The 18108-nt window shown below is 65.7% G+C and carries 11 protein-coding genes; 7 read left to right on the forward strand and 4 right to left on the reverse strand.

Going from position 1 to position 18108, the window contains the following annotated elements; genetic code table 11:
• Positions 1 to 36: 36 nt before the first annotated feature.
• The 3 genes from ACT53N_RS12205 to ACT53N_RS12215 all read right to left on the reverse strand — a co-directional run bounded on the left by ACT53N_RS12205 (position 37) and on the right by ACT53N_RS12215 (position 7573).
• Positions 37 to 2544, reverse strand: a complete 2508-nt coding sequence (locus ACT53N_RS12205) for a TonB-dependent receptor domain-containing protein (RefSeq protein ID WP_476064134.1) — start codon at positions 2542 to 2544, stop codon at positions 37 to 39.
• 416 nt (positions 2545 to 2960) lie between these two features.
• Positions 2961 to 5486 carry a TonB-dependent receptor domain-containing protein gene (locus ACT53N_RS12210; protein ID WP_476064135.1) on the reverse strand — a complete coding sequence of 842 codons (2526 nt, stop codon included), beginning with the start codon at positions 5484 to 5486 and terminating at the stop codon, positions 2961 to 2963.
• Positions 5487 to 5743: 257 nt separating this feature from the next.
• Positions 5744 to 7573: a methyl-accepting chemotaxis protein gene (locus ACT53N_RS12215; RefSeq protein ID WP_476064136.1), complete on the reverse strand. Its 1830-nt coding sequence runs from the start codon at positions 7571 to 7573 to the stop codon at positions 5744 to 5746.
• Positions 7574 to 7918: 345 nt separating this feature from the next.
• On the opposite strand from ACT53N_RS12215, the gene ACT53N_RS12220 reads away from it, so the two are divergent.
• A complete protein-coding gene (locus tag ACT53N_RS12220) occupies positions 7919 to 8983 on the forward strand; it encodes a DUF2332 domain-containing protein (protein ID WP_476064244.1) in 1065 nt (354 codons plus the stop codon).
• A gap of 30 nt (positions 8984 to 9013) precedes the next feature.
• Here the strand turns inward: ACT53N_RS12220 and aptA are convergent, their stop codons facing one another.
• Entirely contained in the window at positions 9014 to 10333 is a 1320-nt protein-coding gene (gene aptA, locus ACT53N_RS12225; protein WP_476064137.1) for an omega-aminotransferase AptA, read from the reverse strand.
• 78 nt (positions 10334 to 10411) lie between these two features.
• Here aptA and ACT53N_RS12230 point away from each other — a divergent pair, with 78 nt between their 5' ends.
• From ACT53N_RS12230 to ACT53N_RS12255, 6 genes are all read left to right on the forward strand, one after another.
• Positions 10412 to 11083 carry a GntR family transcriptional regulator gene (locus ACT53N_RS12230; protein WP_476064138.1) on the forward strand — a complete coding sequence of 224 codons (672 nt, stop codon included), beginning with the start codon at positions 10412 to 10414 and terminating at the stop codon, positions 11081 to 11083.
• Between the two features lie 64 nt (positions 11084 to 11147).
• Positions 11148 to 12638, forward strand: coding sequence for an aldehyde dehydrogenase (locus ACT53N_RS12235; RefSeq protein ID WP_476064139.1), 1491 nt, complete (start codon positions 11148 to 11150; stop codon positions 12636 to 12638).
• A gap of 5 nt (positions 12639 to 12643) precedes the next feature.
• Positions 12644 to 14089, forward strand: coding sequence for an NAD-dependent succinate-semialdehyde dehydrogenase (locus tag ACT53N_RS12240; RefSeq protein ID WP_476064140.1), 1446 nt, complete (start codon positions 12644 to 12646; stop codon positions 14087 to 14089).
• A complete protein-coding gene (locus ACT53N_RS12245; protein ID WP_476064141.1) occupies positions 14086 to 15438 on the forward strand; it encodes an aspartate aminotransferase family protein in 1353 nt (450 codons plus the stop codon). The genes ACT53N_RS12240 and ACT53N_RS12245 overlap by 4 nt, the downstream gene beginning before the upstream one ends.
• Complete coding sequence (locus ACT53N_RS12250; RefSeq protein ID WP_476064245.1) at positions 15435 to 16817, forward strand: glutamine synthetase family protein; 1383 nt, start codon at positions 15435 to 15437, stop codon at positions 16815 to 16817. The genes ACT53N_RS12245 and ACT53N_RS12250 overlap by 4 nt, the downstream gene beginning before the upstream one ends.
• Positions 16818 to 16895: 78 nt before the next feature.
• Positions 16896 to 18002, forward strand: a complete 1107-nt coding sequence (locus tag ACT53N_RS12255) for an ABC transporter substrate-binding protein (RefSeq protein WP_476064142.1) — start codon at positions 16896 to 16898, stop codon at positions 18000 to 18002.
• The last annotated feature ends 106 nt before the right edge of the window (positions 18003 to 18108 follow it).

An 18108-nucleotide genomic window follows, 5' to 3' on the forward strand; every position in this document is an offset into this window, starting at 1 on the left:
ACGCGTGAGCGTCCCAACCGCGGTCTTGAGGTCGTCTTAGAAGCTGTAGCGCAGCGTCGCCGAAGCGGTCCGGCCCAGATAGGTGCGGCCGAGCACGACGCCGCTGGCCGGTATCGCGGCCTGTTCGGAGTCGCTGAGGGCCAGCGTGTTGAACAGGTTGTTGACGTTCAACATCAGCTGCACGTTCTCCACCGGACGGACCTGCACGAAGGCGTTGACCAGCCTGTAGGCGGGCAGCTTCAGCTGATTGGTGTCCTGCGCGAAGCTGCTGGTGGTGCCGATCACGTTGAAGCCCACCGTGGCGTTCTTCAGCTCGACCTGCGGCGTCACCGAGTAGATGAAGTCGGCTTGGTGACGCGGCTTATTGCCGATCAGTTCCGGGCGCTGGGCGTCGCTGGTGATCTTGGCGTCGGTGTAGGTTGCGCCGGCGGTCACGCTGAACGGGCCCTTGCGAACCGCAGCTTCCAGTTCGACGCCCTTGGCCTTGTATCCACGCACGATGTTAAGGACCGACGCCGTGCCGTCAGCGCCGCTGACGATCTGCGTGTTGCGCTCGCCGGTCTTGGCCGAGAAGCCGGTGACGTTGAAGGTCACGCCCGAGATCCGGTACTTCAGGCCCAACTCAGCCTGCTTCACGGTGTCATAGGCGCTTTCGTCGTCCACCAGCTTGCCGGTGTTGTAGTTGACCGCCGGGGTGAACAGGATCTTGTCGGCCGAGGCGCGACCGCCGCGGCTGTAGCGGCCGAAGACCGCCAGTTGCTCGGCGACGCGGTAGTTCACGCCGGTCGAGTAGCTGAGATACTCGTAGTTGTAGTCGACGTGACCTGGCTGGCCGAGGGGCAGGGCGGAAACCTTTGTCTCGGCCGTCGAAATCACGCCGTCCCGGTTCATGTCGGAGGACACCGTGCCCAGGCGACCGCCGCCCAGCTCGGCGCCGTACAGCGTGCCGCGAACCTTGCCCATGTCGTAGCGCAGGCTGCCGCCCACCGCGATCTTGCCGATGTGGTAGTTGATCGAAGCGTACGGCGCATTGACGCCATAGTTCATGTCGTAGCTGCGGCGGAAGGTGTTCCCAAGGCCGTAGGAGACGTAGCCGTCTTGCGTGAAGGCGACGCCAGCCGCCGTTTTGGTGTTGATCAGCGTGGACTGCCCGTCGCCCGCGACGGTGGCCAGAACATTTAGGAAGTTCAGGTCCGTCACATAGTCCTGGGACGAGGCGTAGAAGCCGGCGGTGGTGGTCAGGTTGCCGCCGTCGACGTCCCAGACGCGGCTGGCGCGGAGGTCGTTGGTGACGTTGTCCAGGCTCTTGATCTTGGTGTTGAGCTGCAGCGAGGAGGTCAGAAGGCCGTTGCCGTCCAAGGTCGACGGGCTGGTGATGACCTGGCCCGCCTTCGGGCCCGTGGCGTAGCTCAGCGTGCTGCCGGGGCCGCCGTAAGCCATTGAAAGGACCGACGCCTGATTCACTGCGATCGGGCGAATGGTCTGGGTGCCGCCCCCGATGTCGGAGAAGCGGAACTTTTCGGTGATGGTCCAGCCGCTCACATCGAACTGAGCGTCGAAGCCAACCGATTTGACCACAGCGTGCTGACCGCCGCGCAGATCGTCTTGGGAAAGGTTGTTGTTCTCGTCCAGGCGAATGACGTTGCTGACATAGGGCGACAGCAGCGAGTCTGTCTTCACGTTGAAGTTGGCCAGGCTGCTGAAGGTCGGATCGGCGTTGGTGCCGCTGACCTTGATCGGGATGAACGTATAGGCCGGCGTACGGTCATTCAGATACTTGCCGTAGATGCGCACATAGCCGTTGTCGAAGGTCTTGGTTAGGTTGGCCTTGATCTGGCCGCCCTTGTAGGCGGTGTAGCCGACGTCGCGCGGGCCTTCGCCTTGGCGATAGAAGCCGCCGACATGGAAGCGCAGCGTCTCGCTGATCTTGGCGCCGTAGTCGCCGTCGACACGCTTCTCACCGTAGTTCAGGCCGTAGGTGCCCTGGATGGCGCCGCCTTCGGCGTCTCCGGTCTTGGAAAGCAGGTTGATCACGCCGCCCGGCGAGTTCGACGCGAAGGTCGAGGCCGAACCGCCGCGGATCGTCTCGATCTGCGAAACGTTCAGGTCGGCGCGCATGAACATGTCGGCGATGACCTGATACATATCGCCAAATTCGAGGACCGGCAGGCCCTCTTCCTGCAACTGAACGTACTTGGAGCCGGTGCCCGACAACGGCAGGCCGCGGATCGAGTAGTTGGCGTTGCCTTCGCCGATCGCGTACTCGGCGCGGATGCCGGGGATATTGCGCAGGACTTCGCCCAGCGAGCGGGCGCCGTAGGTCTCGAACTCCGAAGCGCGCAGCGCGCTCGTCGAGGTTGCGCTGTCGAGGCGGTCGCGGCCCTTGGCGACGCCGGTCGAGAACACCGCCTCGCCGCTGGCCTTGCCGCCGGCGCTCTTGACGGCGTTCTCTGCCGCCGGCTTTGCGCCCTCAGCGGCGCCAGCGTTCGCCGACGAGAACATCAGAAGGGGCGCGATCGCAGCAGTTGTGAGGAGGTGCTTCATGAACGGCTCCGTACGTCTTTATATATGTTGCTTAGTTTGGCTGGATATTGGCCCCTCGATGATAACGATAAGGTAAATCTGGACTTATGCTTTGACCTGATGGGGTGCGACATTGTGTCCATTTTCCACTTCTGTATTTGAATCAACTTTACCTAATCTGCGCTACTATGGCGCGAGTATTCTGAAGCGGCGGCGCCGCCGCCGCTGGCCTTCCGCCTAAGCGGGCGATGGGTCGGTCGTGTTCGGCGTCGGACGAGATACGGGTCTTGCCAAAAGCCGCGCCTGCTGAGATGGCGCGCGGCGCTGAGCGGTCGGTCTTCGCAGCGTGTTCAAACGTTGAGTTGACGCCCAAAAGGCTGCGGCCGGGACGTGTGAACGCCCCGGCCGCCGGTAGTCTGTAGTCTCTGGCTTGTGGGCTAGAAGCTGTAGCGCAGCGTCGCCGAAGCGGTCCGACCCAGATAGGCCCGGCCGAGGATCACGCCGCTGGCCGGGATTGCGGGCTGTTCGGAGTCGCTCAGCGCCAGGGTGTCGAACAGGTTGTTGACGTTCAGCATCACCTGCACGTTCTCCACCGGACGAACCTGCACGAAGGCGTTGACCAGCTTGTAGCCGGGCAGCTTCAGCTGGTTGGAGTCTTGCGCGTAGCTGCTTGTGGTGCCGATCACATTGAAGCCCACCGTGGTGTTCTTCAGCTCGACCTGCGGGGTCACCGCGTAGATGAAGTCGGCCTGGTGGCGCGGCTTGTTGCCCTTGAAGTCCGGACGGAACAGGTCGCTGGCGATCTTGGCGTCCGTATAGGTGGCGCCGGCGGTCACGCTGAACGGCCCCTGGCGAACGGCGGCTTCCAGTTCGACGCCCTTGGCCTTGTAGCTGCGGACGATGTTGATCACCTGGGCCGAGCCCGCAGCGTCGCTGACGACCTGGACGTTGCGCTCGCCGGTCTTGGCGGAGAAACCGGTGACGTTGAAGGTCACGCCCGAAATCCGGTACTTCAGGCCCAGTTCAGCCTGCTTGACGGCGTCGTAGGCGCTTTCGTCGTCCACCAGCTTGCCGGTGCTGTAGTTGATCGCCGGAGTGAACAGGAGCTTTTCGGCCGAGGCGCGACCGCCACGGCTGTAGCGACCAAACACGGCCAGTTGCTCGGCGATGCGGTAGTTCACGCCCGTCGAATAGCTCAGATAGTTGTAGTCGTAGTCGACCTTGCCGGGTTGACCCAAAGGTAGGGCGTCGACCTTGGTTTCCGGCAGTGTGATCACGCCGTCGCCGTTGATGTCGCGGGTGATGACGCCGGTGCGACCGCCCCCCAAGGCCGCGCCGAACAGGGTGCCGTTCACCTTGCCCATGTCGTAGCGCAGGCTGCCGCCAATCGCGACCTTGCCGATGTGGTAGTTGATCGATGCGTAAGGGGCGTCGACGCCATAGTTGACGTCATAGCTGCGTTGGTAGACGCCGCTGCTAATGCCATAGGACAGCATGCCGTCCTGCGTGACGGCGACGCCCGTGGCTGTGCGGATGTTGAGCAGCGAGGTCTGGCCGTCACCGTTGACGTCGGTCAGGGCGTTCTGGAACGACCACACCGTGTTGTAATCCTGAGACGCCTTGTAGTAGCCGACCGTGGTGGTCAGGTTGCCTTTGCCCACCTTCCACACGCGGCTGGCGCGCAGGTCGTTGGTGATGTTGTCGAGGCTGCTGGCGTCGACCTTGATCAGCGCCGTGCCGGTCATCAGCCCATTGCCGTTGAGGGCGCTGGGGTTGGTGATCGTCTGGCCGCGCTGCGGGCCCGAGGCGAAGCTGAGCGATCCGCCCGCGCCGCCGTAGAGGAACAGCAGCGTCGACGCCGGCGCGACGGCGATCGGGCGGACCTGAAGGTTGCCGCCCGAGATCTTCGAGATGCGGAACTTCTCGCTGATCGTCCAGCCGTTCACATCGACCTGGCTGTCCAGGCCGACCGAGGCGAGCTTGGCGCGCTGGCCGTCACGCACGTCCTTGCGGGCGAGGTTGTTGGAGCCATCCAGCGTGATGAGGTTGCTGGTGAACGGCGACAGCAGCGAGTCGGTCTTCGGGTTGAAGTTCGTCAGGCTCGAGAACGTCGGGTCGGCGTTCGTGCCGGTCACGCGGATCGGTGTGAACTGGTAGGTCGGCGTGCGATCGTCCAACAGCTTGGCGTAGACGCGGATGTAGCCGTTATCGAGCGTCTTGGTGATGTTGGCCTTGATCTGACCGCCCTTGTAGGCCGTGAAGCCCACGTCACGCGGGCCTTCGCCCTGACGGTAGAAGCCGCCGACGTGCATGCGCAGCGTGTCGCTCAGCTTGTAACCATAGTCCGCGTCGAGGCGCTTTTCGCCGTAGTTCAGGCCGTAGGTCGCCTCGACGGCGCCGCCCTCGGCGTCACCGGTCTTGGACAGCAGGTTGATGACGCCGCCCGGCGAGTTCGACGCAAAGGTCGAGGCCGAACCGCCGCGGATGGTTTCGACCTGCGCGAGGTTCAGGTCGCCGCGCATGAACATGTCGGAGGTGAAGTGCAGCATGTCGCCGAACTCCAGGACGGGCAGACCGTCTTCTTGGAGCTGCACATACTTGGAGCCGGTGCCCGACAACGGCAGGCCGCGGATCGAATAGTTGGCGTTGCCCTCGCCGCCGCCGTACTCGGCGCGGATGCCCGGGATATTGCGCAGGACTTCGCCCAAGGAGCGTGCGCCGAACGTCTCGATGTCGTCGCCGCGCAGGGCGCTCGTTGAGGTGGCGCTGTCGAGGCGGTCGCGGCCCTTGGCGACGCCGGTCGAGAACACCGCTTCGCCGCTCGCCTTGCCGCCGGCGCTTTTAACGGCCTTCTCGGCCGCCGGCTTGGCGCCCTCTGCGGCGTCGGCGCTCAGCGTCGCAGCGTTCGCCGACGAAAACATCAGAAGGGGCGCGATGGCGGCGGTGGCAAGCAGGTACTTCATGAGAGAGCTCCGTATTTCTATTTATATTTTTGTGGCTTTTGGTGATTTTGGCGGATCGAGTATATCGATAAGGTAAATCTGGACTTATCGATCGCGACCGTTGGGTGCGACATTGTGTCCAGAATGCTATCGCTATACTTGTTGAAATTTTTCTCGCTCGAGCCTTCCGAGTGCGAGCGCACAGGCTCGGGCGCCGCATGGGCGCCCGGCTGGAGGTTAAGGCAGTGTCGTAGAGCGCGCGGAGCGCGCCGCCGGGATCAGCCTCGGCCGGCGCCGGCCGCCCTGAGAGCGCGGGCGGCTGGCGCCGCAGCTTGGCCGAACTCCGCCGTGCGCAGACGGAAGCGGGCGACCAGGGTGGCCAGCTCATCGGCCTCCCCGGCGAGGCTGCGCGCTGCTGCGGTCGCCTCTTTCACCATGGCCGCGTTCTGCTGCGTCATGCTGTCCATGCTCGCCACAGCGCTGCTGACCTGCTTCAGGTTGTCGGCTTGGGTTTCGGTGTTGTGCGCGATCTCGTTGATCAGCGTGTTGGTGTCGCCGATCTTCGAGCCGATGAGAGTGAGCATCTGGCCAGTGTCGCCGACTCGGCGCACGCCGCTGGCCACTTGTTCGGACGACGTGTGGATCAGCGTCTTGATGTCCCGCGCCGCATCGGCCGAGCGCTGAGCCAGCGCGCGAACTTCCGAGGCGACGACCGCGAAGCCCTTGCCTGCATCGCCCGCCCGGGCGGCTTCGACGCCGGCGTTCAGCGCCAGCAGGTTGGTCTGGAAGGTGATGCTGTCGATAAGGTTGATGATCTGGCTGATCTCTTCCGAGCTGGTCTGGATGGCGTCCATCGCCGAGATCGCCTCGTTGACGATCGCGCCGCCGTCCGCAGCATTGCCGTTCGCGACCTCGATCGCGGTGCGGGCGTCGGCGGCGCGTTGCGCGGTCTCGCCCACCATGACGGTGACCTGCTTGGTCGCTTCGGTCGTTTCCTGCAGGCGTGAGGCCTGCTGCTCGGTGCGGCGCGAGAGGTCTTCGGAGGCCGTGTAGATCTCGGCGGCGCCAGAGCGCACGGTCTTGGCCGAGCGCGCTACGCCGGAAATGCTCTGTTCGAGACCTTCCACGGCGCTGTTGAACGACTGACGCAGGCGTTCGTACTCGGGCTCGAACGGGTTGCTGATGACATGGGTCAGGTCGCCGGACGCCAGGGCGGCCAAGGCCGTGTCCAGCGTTTCCACGACGCGACGCTGGGCCGCCTCGGCGCCGAGCTTGGCGCGATCGGCCTCGGCCTTGGCGCGATCGGCCTCTTCCTTGGCCCGGTCCGCCTCGGCCTTGGCCAGGGCGGCGTCGCGGAACACGAGCACGGCGCGCGCCATGTCGCCCAGCTCGTCGCCGCGGTTGGCGTCGACCACGATATCGTTGTCGCCTCGGGCCAATTGGGTCATCGCGGCGGTCAGCGTCGTGATCGGGCGTGCGATCGAGCGGCTCAGGATGCGCGCAGCCATCATCGCGATGGTGATCAGCGCAATCCCGCCGATGGCGAGGGCGGCGATGGCGGTGACGATCGCGGTCTGCTGGCGATCACCGTTCTCAGCGATATGCTTGACCTCGGTATTGCGAACTTCGCGCAGCGGCAACACGGCCGCGCTGACCAGCACCTTCTTGCCCGCGTCGCGGACTTCCTGTTGCGCGGCGTCGCGTTGGCCGGACTTCACGACCGCGATCAGACGGTCGCCCCAATCCTTGCGCCATGCGAGGGTCGCGGCGCGCGAGTCCTCGATGTGCTTGAGCATCTCGGGATCGGTCAGCGTGGAGGACAGCTTGGCCGAAACCTGATCGTACTCGTCGCGGCCCTCGTAGTAGGACTTCAGGTAGGAGTCGTCGCCGGTCACCAGATAGCCGCGGAACTGGCTGTTTTGCCGGAGGATGGCGGTCTCGAGCGCCAAGGCGTCGGCGTGGATCTCCTGGCTGAGATTGTTGTTTTCGGTTGAGGCGCGGATCATCAGGATCGTCGCCAGGAACACGACCATCATGATGGCTGCGGACACGCAGATGAAGACGAACGACAGGCTGAGCTTCTTCGGAATGTTCATATCGGTCGTCATCGTTCCACTACTCTCTGGCCGATCAGCAACAGACCCACGGGCGGCAGCCGATCGTTCTCGACGTGTTTGTCTCAAACGGCGAAACCACCCCTGGGAAGCTGGCATCCAGAGCTAGACAAGAGTGATTGCTCGGGTCTTAACGACGTTTGGTCTGGGCCGGATCTGAGGGCGCGACATAGTGTCGCCCGAAAGATCGATCGTAATTTATACGCCCTTAACAGGCGGCGCGCTTAGGTCACGACGGCCAAAACTCCAGAAGAAGCCAAAAGCAGGAACTCGGTGTCATCTGACGCCGATACTTGGAAACTGATCTGTCCCACCTCCGGGATGTGTTTCTCGCGTGGATTGTATTTCATGAAGATGCTCGCAGCTGGCGCCAAGTATGAGTTCGTGCGCCAGGCGGAAAAGTGCCGCTCGACGGGCTCTGGCTTTGTCGCCGCCGTTCTGGAGGCTGTTGATCGCCAGCTTCCGCTCGCCCCGCAAAGCAGGAAGATGGTCGAAAGCTGGCGCGGAGACCCTGCGGCGGCGGCCGTCGCGATGCGGGTCAACGGCGCGCTTCACGCGCTCGCGCGTCGCGGAAAGCCGCAATACCTTGCGGATCTCTACAGCGGTGAGCATGACGATTTCGACGGCGCGATCGCTGAGGCGCTGGCCCAGGAAGACCAGTTCATCGCCGACTGGATGCGCTACCCGACCCAGACCAACGAAGTCGCCCGTGGCGGCGCGGTCATGTCTGCGCTGATGGCGGTTGCAGCGCAAAGGCCGATGCCCTTTCAGATCCTGGAACTGGGTTCCAGCTGCGGTCTCAACCTCAACCTCGCCCGCTACGCCTATCAGCTAGGGTCCGTTATGGCGGGCGACGCTGCGTCGCCGGTTCATATCGCCCCCGTCTGGCGTGGCGCTGATCCGCCCTTCGCCGCTGTTGAGATCGAGTCCGCCCAGGGTGTCGATCTCAGCCCGCTCAGCGCCCTCGACCCCTCGCATCGCGAGCGGCTCCTGTCTTTTACCTGGGCTGACCAACCCGCGCGTTCGCAACGGCTGGAGGCTGCTCTGCAGATCGCCGTCGATCATCCGCCCAACGTCCATCGCGGCGACGCCAAGCTGTGGCTCGCCCAGCGTCTCGCCGAGCGGCAACCCGAAGGCGTGTGCCGCACCGTGGTCCACACGATGTTCATCCAGTATCTCACCGATCGCGAGCGCCAAGGCGTCGCGAAGATGATGGCCGCCGCCGGCGCGGGCGCGACGGTTGATCGGCCGCTCGTGGAGATCGGTCTCGAGTGGACGCCGGATCGCCACGAGGTTCAGCTGCGCTGCACGCGCTGGCCCGACGGCGACACGAAGATCCTGGCCGTCTGCCATCCCTATGGCGACTGGGTCGAGTGGCGCGGCTTCCCGGACGCGACGTCCTAGCGTCAGCCCGCGCCCTTAAGGCGCGTCCGTCTAGTCGACCCTCGACAGCACGGCGCGGATCGTTTCCGCCATTCGGTCGATTTGGTCCTTCTCCAGGATCAGGGGCGGCGACAGGGCGATGATGTCGCCAGTCACGCGGATCAAGAGGCCTTCGTCGAAGCAGGTCTCGAAGACCTCCATCGCCCGGGCCGTCGGCGCGCCGGGGCGCGGTTCAAGTTCGATCCCGGCGACGAGCCCCAGATTGCGGACATCCACAACGTGGCGGGCGTCCGCCAGGCTGTGCATGGCGTCCTGCCAGTAGCTCTCAAGCCCAGCGGCTCGCGCAAAGAGATCGTCCTCGCGATAAGTCTCCAGAGTGGCCAGCCCTGCGGCGCAGGCCAGCGGGTGCGCCGAATAGGTGTAGCCGTGGAAAAGCTCGATCGGGGCGTCCGCGCCCTCCATCATCGCGTCGTAGATCTTGCCCGAGGCCGCGACCGCGCCGCAGGGCACGGCGGCGTTGGTCAGGCCCTTGGCCATGCAGATCATGTCCGGCGTGACGCCGAAGCGGTCGGCCGCGAACGGCGCGCCGACCCGGCCAAAGCCCGTGATCACCTCGTCGAAGATCAGCAGGATATCGTGCTTGTCGCAGATGGCTCGCAGCCGCTCCAGATAGCCCTTCGGCGGGATCAGCACGCCGGTCGAGCCCGCCACCGGCTCGACGATCACGGCGGCGATGTTGGAAGCGTCGTGCAGGGCGACGATCCGCTCCAGGTCGTCGGCCAGGTGCGCGCCGTGCTCGGGCTGGCCCTTGGCGAAGGCGTTGCCTGGCAGGCCGTGAGTGTGGGGCAGGTGATCGACGCCGGTCAGCAGGGAGCCAAAGTACATCCGGTTCTTGGGGATGCCGCCGACCGAGATGCCGCCGAAGCCGACGCCGTGATAGCCGCGCTCGCGGCCGATCAGCCGGGTCTTGGTCCCCTTGCCCCGGGCGCGGTGGTAGGCCAGCGCGATCTTCAGGGCCGTGTCGACCGACTCTGAGCCAGAGTTGGTGAAGAAGATCCGGTCCAGGCCCTTCGGCGTGATCTGCGCTAGGCGCGAAGCGAACTGGAAGGCCAGCGGGTGGCCCATGTTGAAGCAGGGCGCATAGTCCATCTCGGCCGCCTGGCGCTGGATGGCCTCGCGGATCTTCGGTCGATCGTGGCCGGCGTTGACGCACCAGAGGCCCGAGGTCGCGTCCAGCACCTCGCGGCCCTCGGGCGTGCGGTACCACATGCCGCTGGCCGAGGAGAGCATGCGCGGATGGCTTTTGAACCGCCGGTTCGGCGTGAACGGCATCCAGAAGGCGTCTAGGTCATTGGCGCCGAAATCAGGCATGGGGCAGGATCCTTGCGAGCGCTTGCATTGTGATCGCAATTGAGGGTCAACTGGCAAGGCCTTCTTGGAACATGACGCATGAAGACCCGCCGGCCGCTCGCCGATTCAACAGCCGTGCATGACCAGGTGTACGAAGCGATCCGGCAGGCGCTGATCACGGGTCGGATCGCACCAGGCAAGGGAGTGTCCCTTCGGAGCCTCGCCGCCGAACTGGGGGTTTCACCCATGCCCGTGCGGGACGCGGTGCGGCGGCTGGTGGCCGAGCGAGCCCTGGCGATCAACCCGGCCAATAAGCGTCTCTTGGTGCCGTCGCTCACCGCTGACCGGCTGGAGCAACTGTCTCTGGCGCGCTTGTGGGTCGAGCCCGAACTGGCTGCACGGGCGGCCGTGTGCTCGGACACCGGCCTCGTTCGACAACTCCAGGCCATCGACGCCGACCTCGATGAGGCCCTGCGGCTGGGCGATGTCGACCGCTACATGGCGGCCAACCACGCGTTCCACTTTGCGCTCTACGAGCGGGCGGACGCCGAGGTCTTGCTGGCCATGGCGGGGGGGCTGTGGTTGCAGATCGGACCGTTCATGCGCGTGGTGTTCGGCCGTGTCGGAGCCGACGTGTTGGTCGCTGACCGCCATGCCGAGGCGATCGAGGCGGTCAGGCGCGGCGACGCGGAAGGCGCCCGTCGCGCCATCGCTGCTGACCTTTCCGAAGGCATGGACAAGATGCGCATCGCCGTCGAGGCGGCCGGCTAGCCCGAGCGCTTGACAGGCCGCCTTAGGCGTAAAACTGTGATCACAGTACTATGGAAATCCAAGCGTGACCCTTTCCGTCGATATCGCCGAGCGCCTCGCCAAGCTCGCACCGCCCGCCCAGGCGGTGATCGACGGCGCCTTGGTCGAGGCCGCCTCGGGCGCGACCTTCCACAACGTGTCGCCGCGCGACGGGCAGGTGCTGAACCTCGTGGCGTCCTGCCAGGCCGAGGACGTCGAACGCGCGGTCGCCGGCGCCCGCGCCGCCTTCGAGGATGGCCGGTGGCGGGATCAGGGGCCGCGCCAGAAGAAGGCGGTCCTTTTCCGTCTGGCAGAGCTTATGGAGCGCGACGCCGACGAGCTGGCGCTCCTGGAAAGCCTGGATGTCGGCAAGCCCATCAGCGATGCGCGCAACGTCGACGTGCCCCTCGCGATCAACACGTGCCGCTGGTACGCCGAGGCGCTGGACAAGGTCTATGGCGAGGTCGGGGCCTCGCCAGCGGATCGACTGAGCTATGCGGTCCATGAGCCGCTGGGCGTGATCGGCGCCATCGTGCCGTGGAACTTCCCGCTGCACATGGCGATGTGGAAGGTCGCTCCGGCCCTGGCCATGGGCAATTCGGTGGTGCTCAAACCCGCCGAGCAGTCGCCGCTGACGGCGCTGAAGCTGGGCGCTCTGGCGCTGGAGGCGGGGTTGCCGCCGAGCGTTCTGAACGTCGTTCCAGGGCTCGGCGGCGTGGCCGGCGAGGCGCTGGCCCTGTCGATGGATGTCGACATGATCGCCTTCACGGGTTCAGGGCCTGTGGGCCGGCGGCTTATGGAGTATTCGGCTCGCTCCAACCTCAAACGCGTGTCGCTGGAACTGGGCGGCAAGTCGCCCCAGATCGTCTTCGCCGACTGCCCCGACCTGGAAGCGGCCGCCCAGGCCGCCGCCTGGGGCGTCTTCTATAACCAGGGCGAGGTCTGCACCGCCGCCTCCCGCCTGCTGGTCGAGGCCTCGATCAAGGACGCCTTCCTGGTGCGTGTGGTCGAGGTCGCCAAGGGCCTGAAGATCGGCGACCCGCTGGATCCGGCGACCCAGTTCGGCGCCATGGTCAGCGAGCGGCAGATGAACACCGCGCTCGACTATATCGCCACCGCCGATAGCCAGGGCGCGCGGCGCGTTCTGGGCGGCCAGCGCGTGCGCCAGGAGACGGGCGGCTTCTATGTCGAGCCGACCATCTTCGATCAGGTGCGGCCTGACCAAACCCTGGCGCGGGAAGAGGTGTTTGGGCCGGTGCTAGGGGTGATGACCTTCCAGTCCGAGGACGAGGCGATGCGCCTGGCCAATGATACCGTCTATGGTCTCGCCGCCGGCCTGTGGACCGCCGATGTTAGCAGAGCCCTGCGCGGTGCGCGGCGGCTGAAGGCCGGCCTTGTTTGGGTCAATGGCTGGGATGCTTGTGACATCACCATGCCGTTCGGCGGCTTCAAGCAGTCGGGTTTTGGCCGCGACCGCAGTCTTCATGCGTTGCACAAGTACGCCGACCTGAAGTCGGTGTCCGTGACGCTGAGGTGACCTGAATGACCGCCCTGAACCTTGTTGAATCCGAAGCCTTCATCGACGGACGCTGGATCCGTGGCGAGGCGACCTTCGACGTGCTCAATCCTGCCGACAGCACGGTGATCGCCAAGGTCGCGGACCTCGGCGCAGAGGAAACGACTTTGGCGATCGACGCCGCCCATTGCGCCTTCCCGGCCTGGGCCGCCCGGACCGCCAAGGACCGCGGTGCGATCCTGCGCCGCTGGAGCGACCTGATGCTCGCCCATGCCGACGATCTGGCGCGATTGATGACGGCCGAACAGGGCAAGCCGCTGGCGGAGGCCAAGGGCGAGGTGGTCTATGGCGCGTCGTTCGTCGACTGGTTCGCCGAAGAGGCCAAGCGCGCTTATGGCCATACGATCCCGACGCCGATGCCCGGCAAGCGCCTGACCTCGATCAAGCAGCCCGTGGGCGTCTGCGCCGCCATCGCGCCTTGGAACTTCCCGATCGCCATGATCACCCGCAAGGTCGGACCGGCGCTGGCTGCCGGTTGCACTGTGGTGGTCAAGCCGGCGGCCGAGACGCCGCTATGCGCTCTGGCGATCGCGCGGCTCGCCATCGAGGCAGGCGTCCCTGCGGGCGTGCTGAACATCGTCACCACCACACGCTCAAGCGAGGTCGGTAAGGTCCTGTGTGAGGACAGCAGGGTGCGCAAGCTGTCGTTCACCGGCTCCACGCCGATCGGCAAGGTGCTGTACGAGCAATGCGCCGGCACGATGAAGAAGCTCAGCCTGGAGCTTGGCGGCAACGCGCCCTTCATCGTCTTTGACGACGCCGATCTGGAGGCGGCTGTCGACGGGGCGATCGCCAGCAAGTACCGCAACGCGGGCCAGACCTGCGTCTGCGCCAACCGTCTCATCGTTCAATCCGGCATCCACGACGCCTTCGCCGCGCGCCTGGCCGAGAAGGTGGCGCCGCTGAAGGTGGGGCCTGGGACGGGCGAAGGCGTTCAGATCGGTCCGCTGATCAACGAGAAAGCCCTGACCAAGGTGGTGGGTCTGGTGAGCGGCGCTGTGCAAGGCGGGGCCGAGGTGCTGACCGGCGGCGACGTCCATGGCCTCGGCGGGCTCTTCTACCAGCCGACTGTGCTGGTTGGGGCGACGCCCGAAATGCGGATCTTCCAGGAGGAGATCTTCGGCCCCGTCGCGCCGATCGTGAAGTTCGAGACCGAGGCCGAGGCGGTCGAACTGGCCAACGCCACGCCGTTTGGCCTGGCTGCCTATTTCTACAGCCGCGACGTCGGGCGCTGCTGGCGCGTCGCCGAGCAGATCGAGGCCGGCATGGTCGGGATCAACGAGGGTCTGATCTCCACCGAGGTCGCGCCGTTCGGTGGGGTCAAGGAGTCTGGCCTGGGGCGTGAAGGCGCCTCAGAGGGGCTCGATGAGTATCTGGAGACCAAGTACCTGTGTTTCGGCGGGGTGGGATGATCACCGACCTCGCCCGACCTCTGTCTGACCTCCTCGCCGCCGAGCGCGCCCGCTTTACGGCCGAGCACCCGCGCTCGGTCGCCATGGCCAAGGCGGCGGGCGCGCACTGGCGCGGCGGGGCGCCGATGCACTGGATGAACGACTGGGCTAGCCCGTCGCCGATCTTCGCCGCCCAGGGCGTCGGGGCGCAGATCACCGACGTCGACGGCAAGCTCTATGACGACTTCTGCTTAGGCGACACGCCGTCGATGTTCGGCCATGGCGACCCGTCCGTCGCCGCCGCCGTCGCCGACCAGATCAAGCGCGGGGCGGGCTTCATGCTGCCGACCGCCTCGGCCGCCATTGTCGGTAAGTTGCTGGCCGAGCGCTTTGGTCTGCCGCTGTGGCAGGCGGCGACCACGGCCAGCGACGCCAACCGCGCGGCGATCCGCTGGGCGCGGGCGGTCACCGGTCGACCGGTGATCCTGGTGTTCGATGGCTGCTACCACGGCATGGTCGACGACGCTTTTGTAGTGCTGAAGGGCGGCGCGCCGGTGATGAAACCTGGCCTGTTGGGGCAGGTGCAAGACCTGACCGCCACCACCCGCGTCGTGCCCTTCAACGACTTGGCCGCCTTGGAAGCCGCGCTGGCGCCCGGCGACGTCGCCGCGGTCCTGGCCGAGCCGGTCATGACCAACTGCGGGATGATCCTGCCCGAGCCCGGCTTCCTGGAGGCGTTGCGTCGACTGACGCGTGAGGCCGGGACGCTGCTGGTCATCGACGAGACCCACACGATCTCCACCGGTCCAGGCGGCTACACGCGCGCCCATGGGCTGGAGCCCGATGTCTTCGTCCTGGGCAAGGCGGTCGCCGGCGGCGTGCCGGCGGCTGTCTGGGGCGTCACCGCCGAGCTTTCCGCGCGGATGGACGAGGCTCAGGCGAAGATTGGCCCTGGCCAGTCTGGTATCGGGACCACGCTGTCGGGCAACGCTTTGGCCATGGCCGCCATGCGCGCGATGCTCACCGACGTGATGACCGAGGCGGCCTACAGCAAGATGCTGGCCGGCGCCGAGCGCTTGGTTTCGGGTCTGAACGCCGTGATCGCGGCGCGCAAGCTCCCCTGGTTGGTGGTCCATGTCGGGGCCCGGGTGGAGCTGGTCTTCGCCGACCCGCCGCCGAAAAACGCCGCCCAGATGCGGAAAGTTCTGGACCATGAGGCGGTGGAAGCGCTGCACTTGTGGCTGATCAACCGAGGGGTGCTGATCGCACCCTTCCACAACATGATGCTGGTCTCGCCCGTCACCGAAGGCGCGGCGATCGACCGACTGGTCGCGGCCGTCGACGGCTTCGCGGCGGCGATGGGGGAATAATGAGCGCTGTAGCCGACATCCAGGAGTGCCGCGATTTCCTCGCCGCCAACCCGCAGGTCAAGTTCGTCGAGGTGTTCTTCACCAGCATGACCGGCGTGCCGCGCGGCAAGCGGCTGCGGGTGCATGAGCTGGAGGCCATCTACGAGTACGGCCGCTTCCTGCCGGGTTCGGTGCTGGTGGTCGACACCAACGGCGCTGACTGCGAGGACACGGGCCTAGTCTGGGAAGACGGCGACGCCGACCGCCGCGCGCGGCCTGTGCCGGGCACCCTGACCCTGGCCCCGTGGCTGGGCCCCGACGTCGCCCAGGTGATGCTGTCGCTGTACGAGCTGGACGGCACGCCCAATGATCTGGACCCGCGCCACGTGCTGCAGCGGGTTCTGGACCGCTACGCCGCCGACGGCCTGACGCCGGTCGCAGCCTGCGAGCTGGAATACTACCTTGTTGATCTGCAGCGCGGGCCGAACGGCGAGCTGCTGCCGGCCAAGTCGCTGCAGACCGGCCTGCGCCCGTCGGGAATCCAGGTCTATGGCCTGCCGGAACTGGAGGCCCATGCGCCGTTCCTGCGCGAACTGTGGGACGTCGCTGACACCATCGGCGTGCCGCTGGAGGGGGCGATCTCGGAGTTCGCGCCGGCCCAGGTAGAACTGACCCTCAAGCATAAGCCCGACGCCCTGCGCGCCGCCGATGACGCGGTGCTATACAAGCGCGCCGCCAAGGGCGTGGCCCTGCGTCACGGCATGGAGGCCACGTTCATGGCCAAGCCGTGGAGCGACCGCGCCGGCAATGGCTTCCACGTCCATCTCAGCGTCAACGACGCGGCCGGAAACAACCTCTGCGCCAGCGAGGACCTCGAGGGCTCGACGCTGCTCAAGCAGGCCATCGCCGGCATGAAGGTGCTGCTGGGCGAGGGCATGGCGATCCTGGCGCCCAACGCCAACAGCTATCGGCGGTTCAAGGCTAATAGCTATGCGCCAGTGGCGCCGACCTGGGGCGTCAACAACCGCACGGTGTCCTTGCGGGTGCCAGCCGGTCCGCCCAATACCCGTCATGTCGAGCACCGCGTCGCTGGCGCCGACGGCAATCCGTACCTCGTCCTCGCCGTACTGCTCGCCAGCGCCCACCACGGCATCAAGAACAAGCTCGATCCAGGGGCGGCTGTGGTCGGCGACGGCTACGCCGCGGCCGCCAAGGAGAACATCCGGCTGCCCAACAACTGGTTCGCGGCCGTGGACCTGTTCGAGCAATCGAGCGTGCTGCGCGACTATCTGGGCGACCGTTTCGTGGACATGTTCGTCTCCGTGAAGCGCACCGAACAGGCGCGGTTCTTCGAGGTCGTCACCGAACTGGATTTCGATTGGTATCTCCGCAACGCCTGACGGCGTGGCGATGTAGTGTGATGTCAGCCTGGGGCTTGGGTCCCGCCTTGAACGAAGCGATAGGGGAGTTTCGAAACGATGAGCACGATCACCCAGCGGGGCCTCAACAGGGCGGGCCTTAGCCGTCGCTCGCTCTTGACCGCCACCGGCGCGGCTGCGATCGGCCTGACCTTCACGGCCTGCGGCGAGAAGCCCAAGGCCGCGCCCGGCGCCGAGGAGGCCAAGCTCAACTTCTACAACTGGGACACCTATATCGGCGAAACCACCCTCGGTGACTTCAAGAAGGCCACCGGGATCGACGTGAACATGAGCCTGTTCGCGACGAATGATGAGCTGTTCGCCAAGCTGAAGGCCGGCAATCCGGGCTTCGATGTGGTCGTGCCGTCGAACGAGTTCGTGACGCGGATGAGCCAGGGCGGTCTGCTGGAGCCTCTGGATCACGCCAAGATCCCGAACATGAAGAACATCGACCCCAGCTTCCTGAACCCTGACTTTGATCCCGGCCGGAAGTACTCGATGCCCTACACCTGGCTGCTTCTGGGCATCGGCTATCGCAAGAGCAAGGTCCAGGGCGTGCCCGACAGCTGGAAGTGGCTGCTCGACAGCGACAAGTACAAGGGCCGCATCGCGCTGCTGTCCGAAAGCGCCGACCTGGTCCGCCTATCGGCCAAGTATCTTGGCCACTCGGTCAACAACATCCCGGCGGACATGCTGCCGAAGATCGAGCAGATGCTGATCAAGCAGAAGCCCTTCGTGAAGGCCTTCCACGACGACAATGGTCAGGACCTCCTGATGTCGGGCGAGGTGGATCTGGTGCTCGAGTACAATGGCGACATCGCTCAGGCGATGAAGGAGGATCCGGACCTCGACTTCGTCGTGCCCAAGGAAGGCAGCCTGATCAATTCGGACACCTTGTGCATCCCGAAGGGCGCGCCGCGGCCGAACAACGCCCACGCCTTCATTAACTACCTGCTCGACGCGCAGGCCGGGGCCGAGATCAGCAAGACGATCCTGTACCCGACGCCGAACGCGGCGGCCAAGGCGCTGATGCCGGAAGATTACAAGAACAATCCGGTGATCTTCCCGCCCGCCGACGTCATGGCCAAGTGCGAGTACGGGGCTTTCGAGGGCGCGGAAAAGGCCAGCCAGTACGAGGAACTGATCACCCGGGTGCGGGCGGCCTAAGGGGAGCGGCGAGGAAATAGTTCCTCCCCCGCGCTGCGGGGGAGGTGGCCCATAGGGCCGGAGGGGGCCAGTTCGGTCAACCTCCAGCTAGCCCCCTCAGTCGCTC

The organism is Caulobacter sp. DMC95 (assembly GCF_056313785.1).

What these genes read in the sequence shown, in the direction of transcription:
- ACT53N_RS12215 (WP_476064136.1), bottom strand. Translation starts at nt 7,573, where the DNA reads ATGACGACCGATATGAACATTCCGAAGAAGCTCAGCCTGTCGTTCGTC.
- ACT53N_RS12205 (WP_476064134.1), bottom strand. Translation starts at nt 2,544, where the DNA reads ATGAAGCACCTCCTCACAACTGCTGCGATCGCGCCCCTTCTGATGTTC.
- ACT53N_RS12255 (WP_476064142.1), top strand. Translation starts at nt 16,896, where the DNA reads ATGAGCACGATCACCCAGCGGGGCCTCAACAGGGCGGGCCTTAGCCGT.
- ACT53N_RS12210 (WP_476064135.1), bottom strand. Translation starts at nt 5,486, where the DNA reads ATGAAGTACCTGCTTGCCACCGCCGCCATCGCGCCCCTTCTGATGTTT.
- aptA (WP_476064137.1), bottom strand. Translation starts at nt 10,333, where the DNA reads ATGCCTGATTTCGGCGCCAATGACCTAGACGCCTTCTGGATGCCGTTC.
- ACT53N_RS12230 (WP_476064138.1), top strand. Translation starts at nt 10,412, where the DNA reads ATGAAGACCCGCCGGCCGCTCGCCGATTCAACAGCCGTGCATGACCAG.
- ACT53N_RS12245 (WP_476064141.1), top strand. Translation starts at nt 14,086, where the DNA reads ATGATCACCGACCTCGCCCGACCTCTGTCTGACCTCCTCGCCGCCGAG.
- ACT53N_RS12240 (WP_476064140.1), top strand. Translation starts at nt 12,644, where the DNA reads ATGACCGCCCTGAACCTTGTTGAATCCGAAGCCTTCATCGACGGACGC.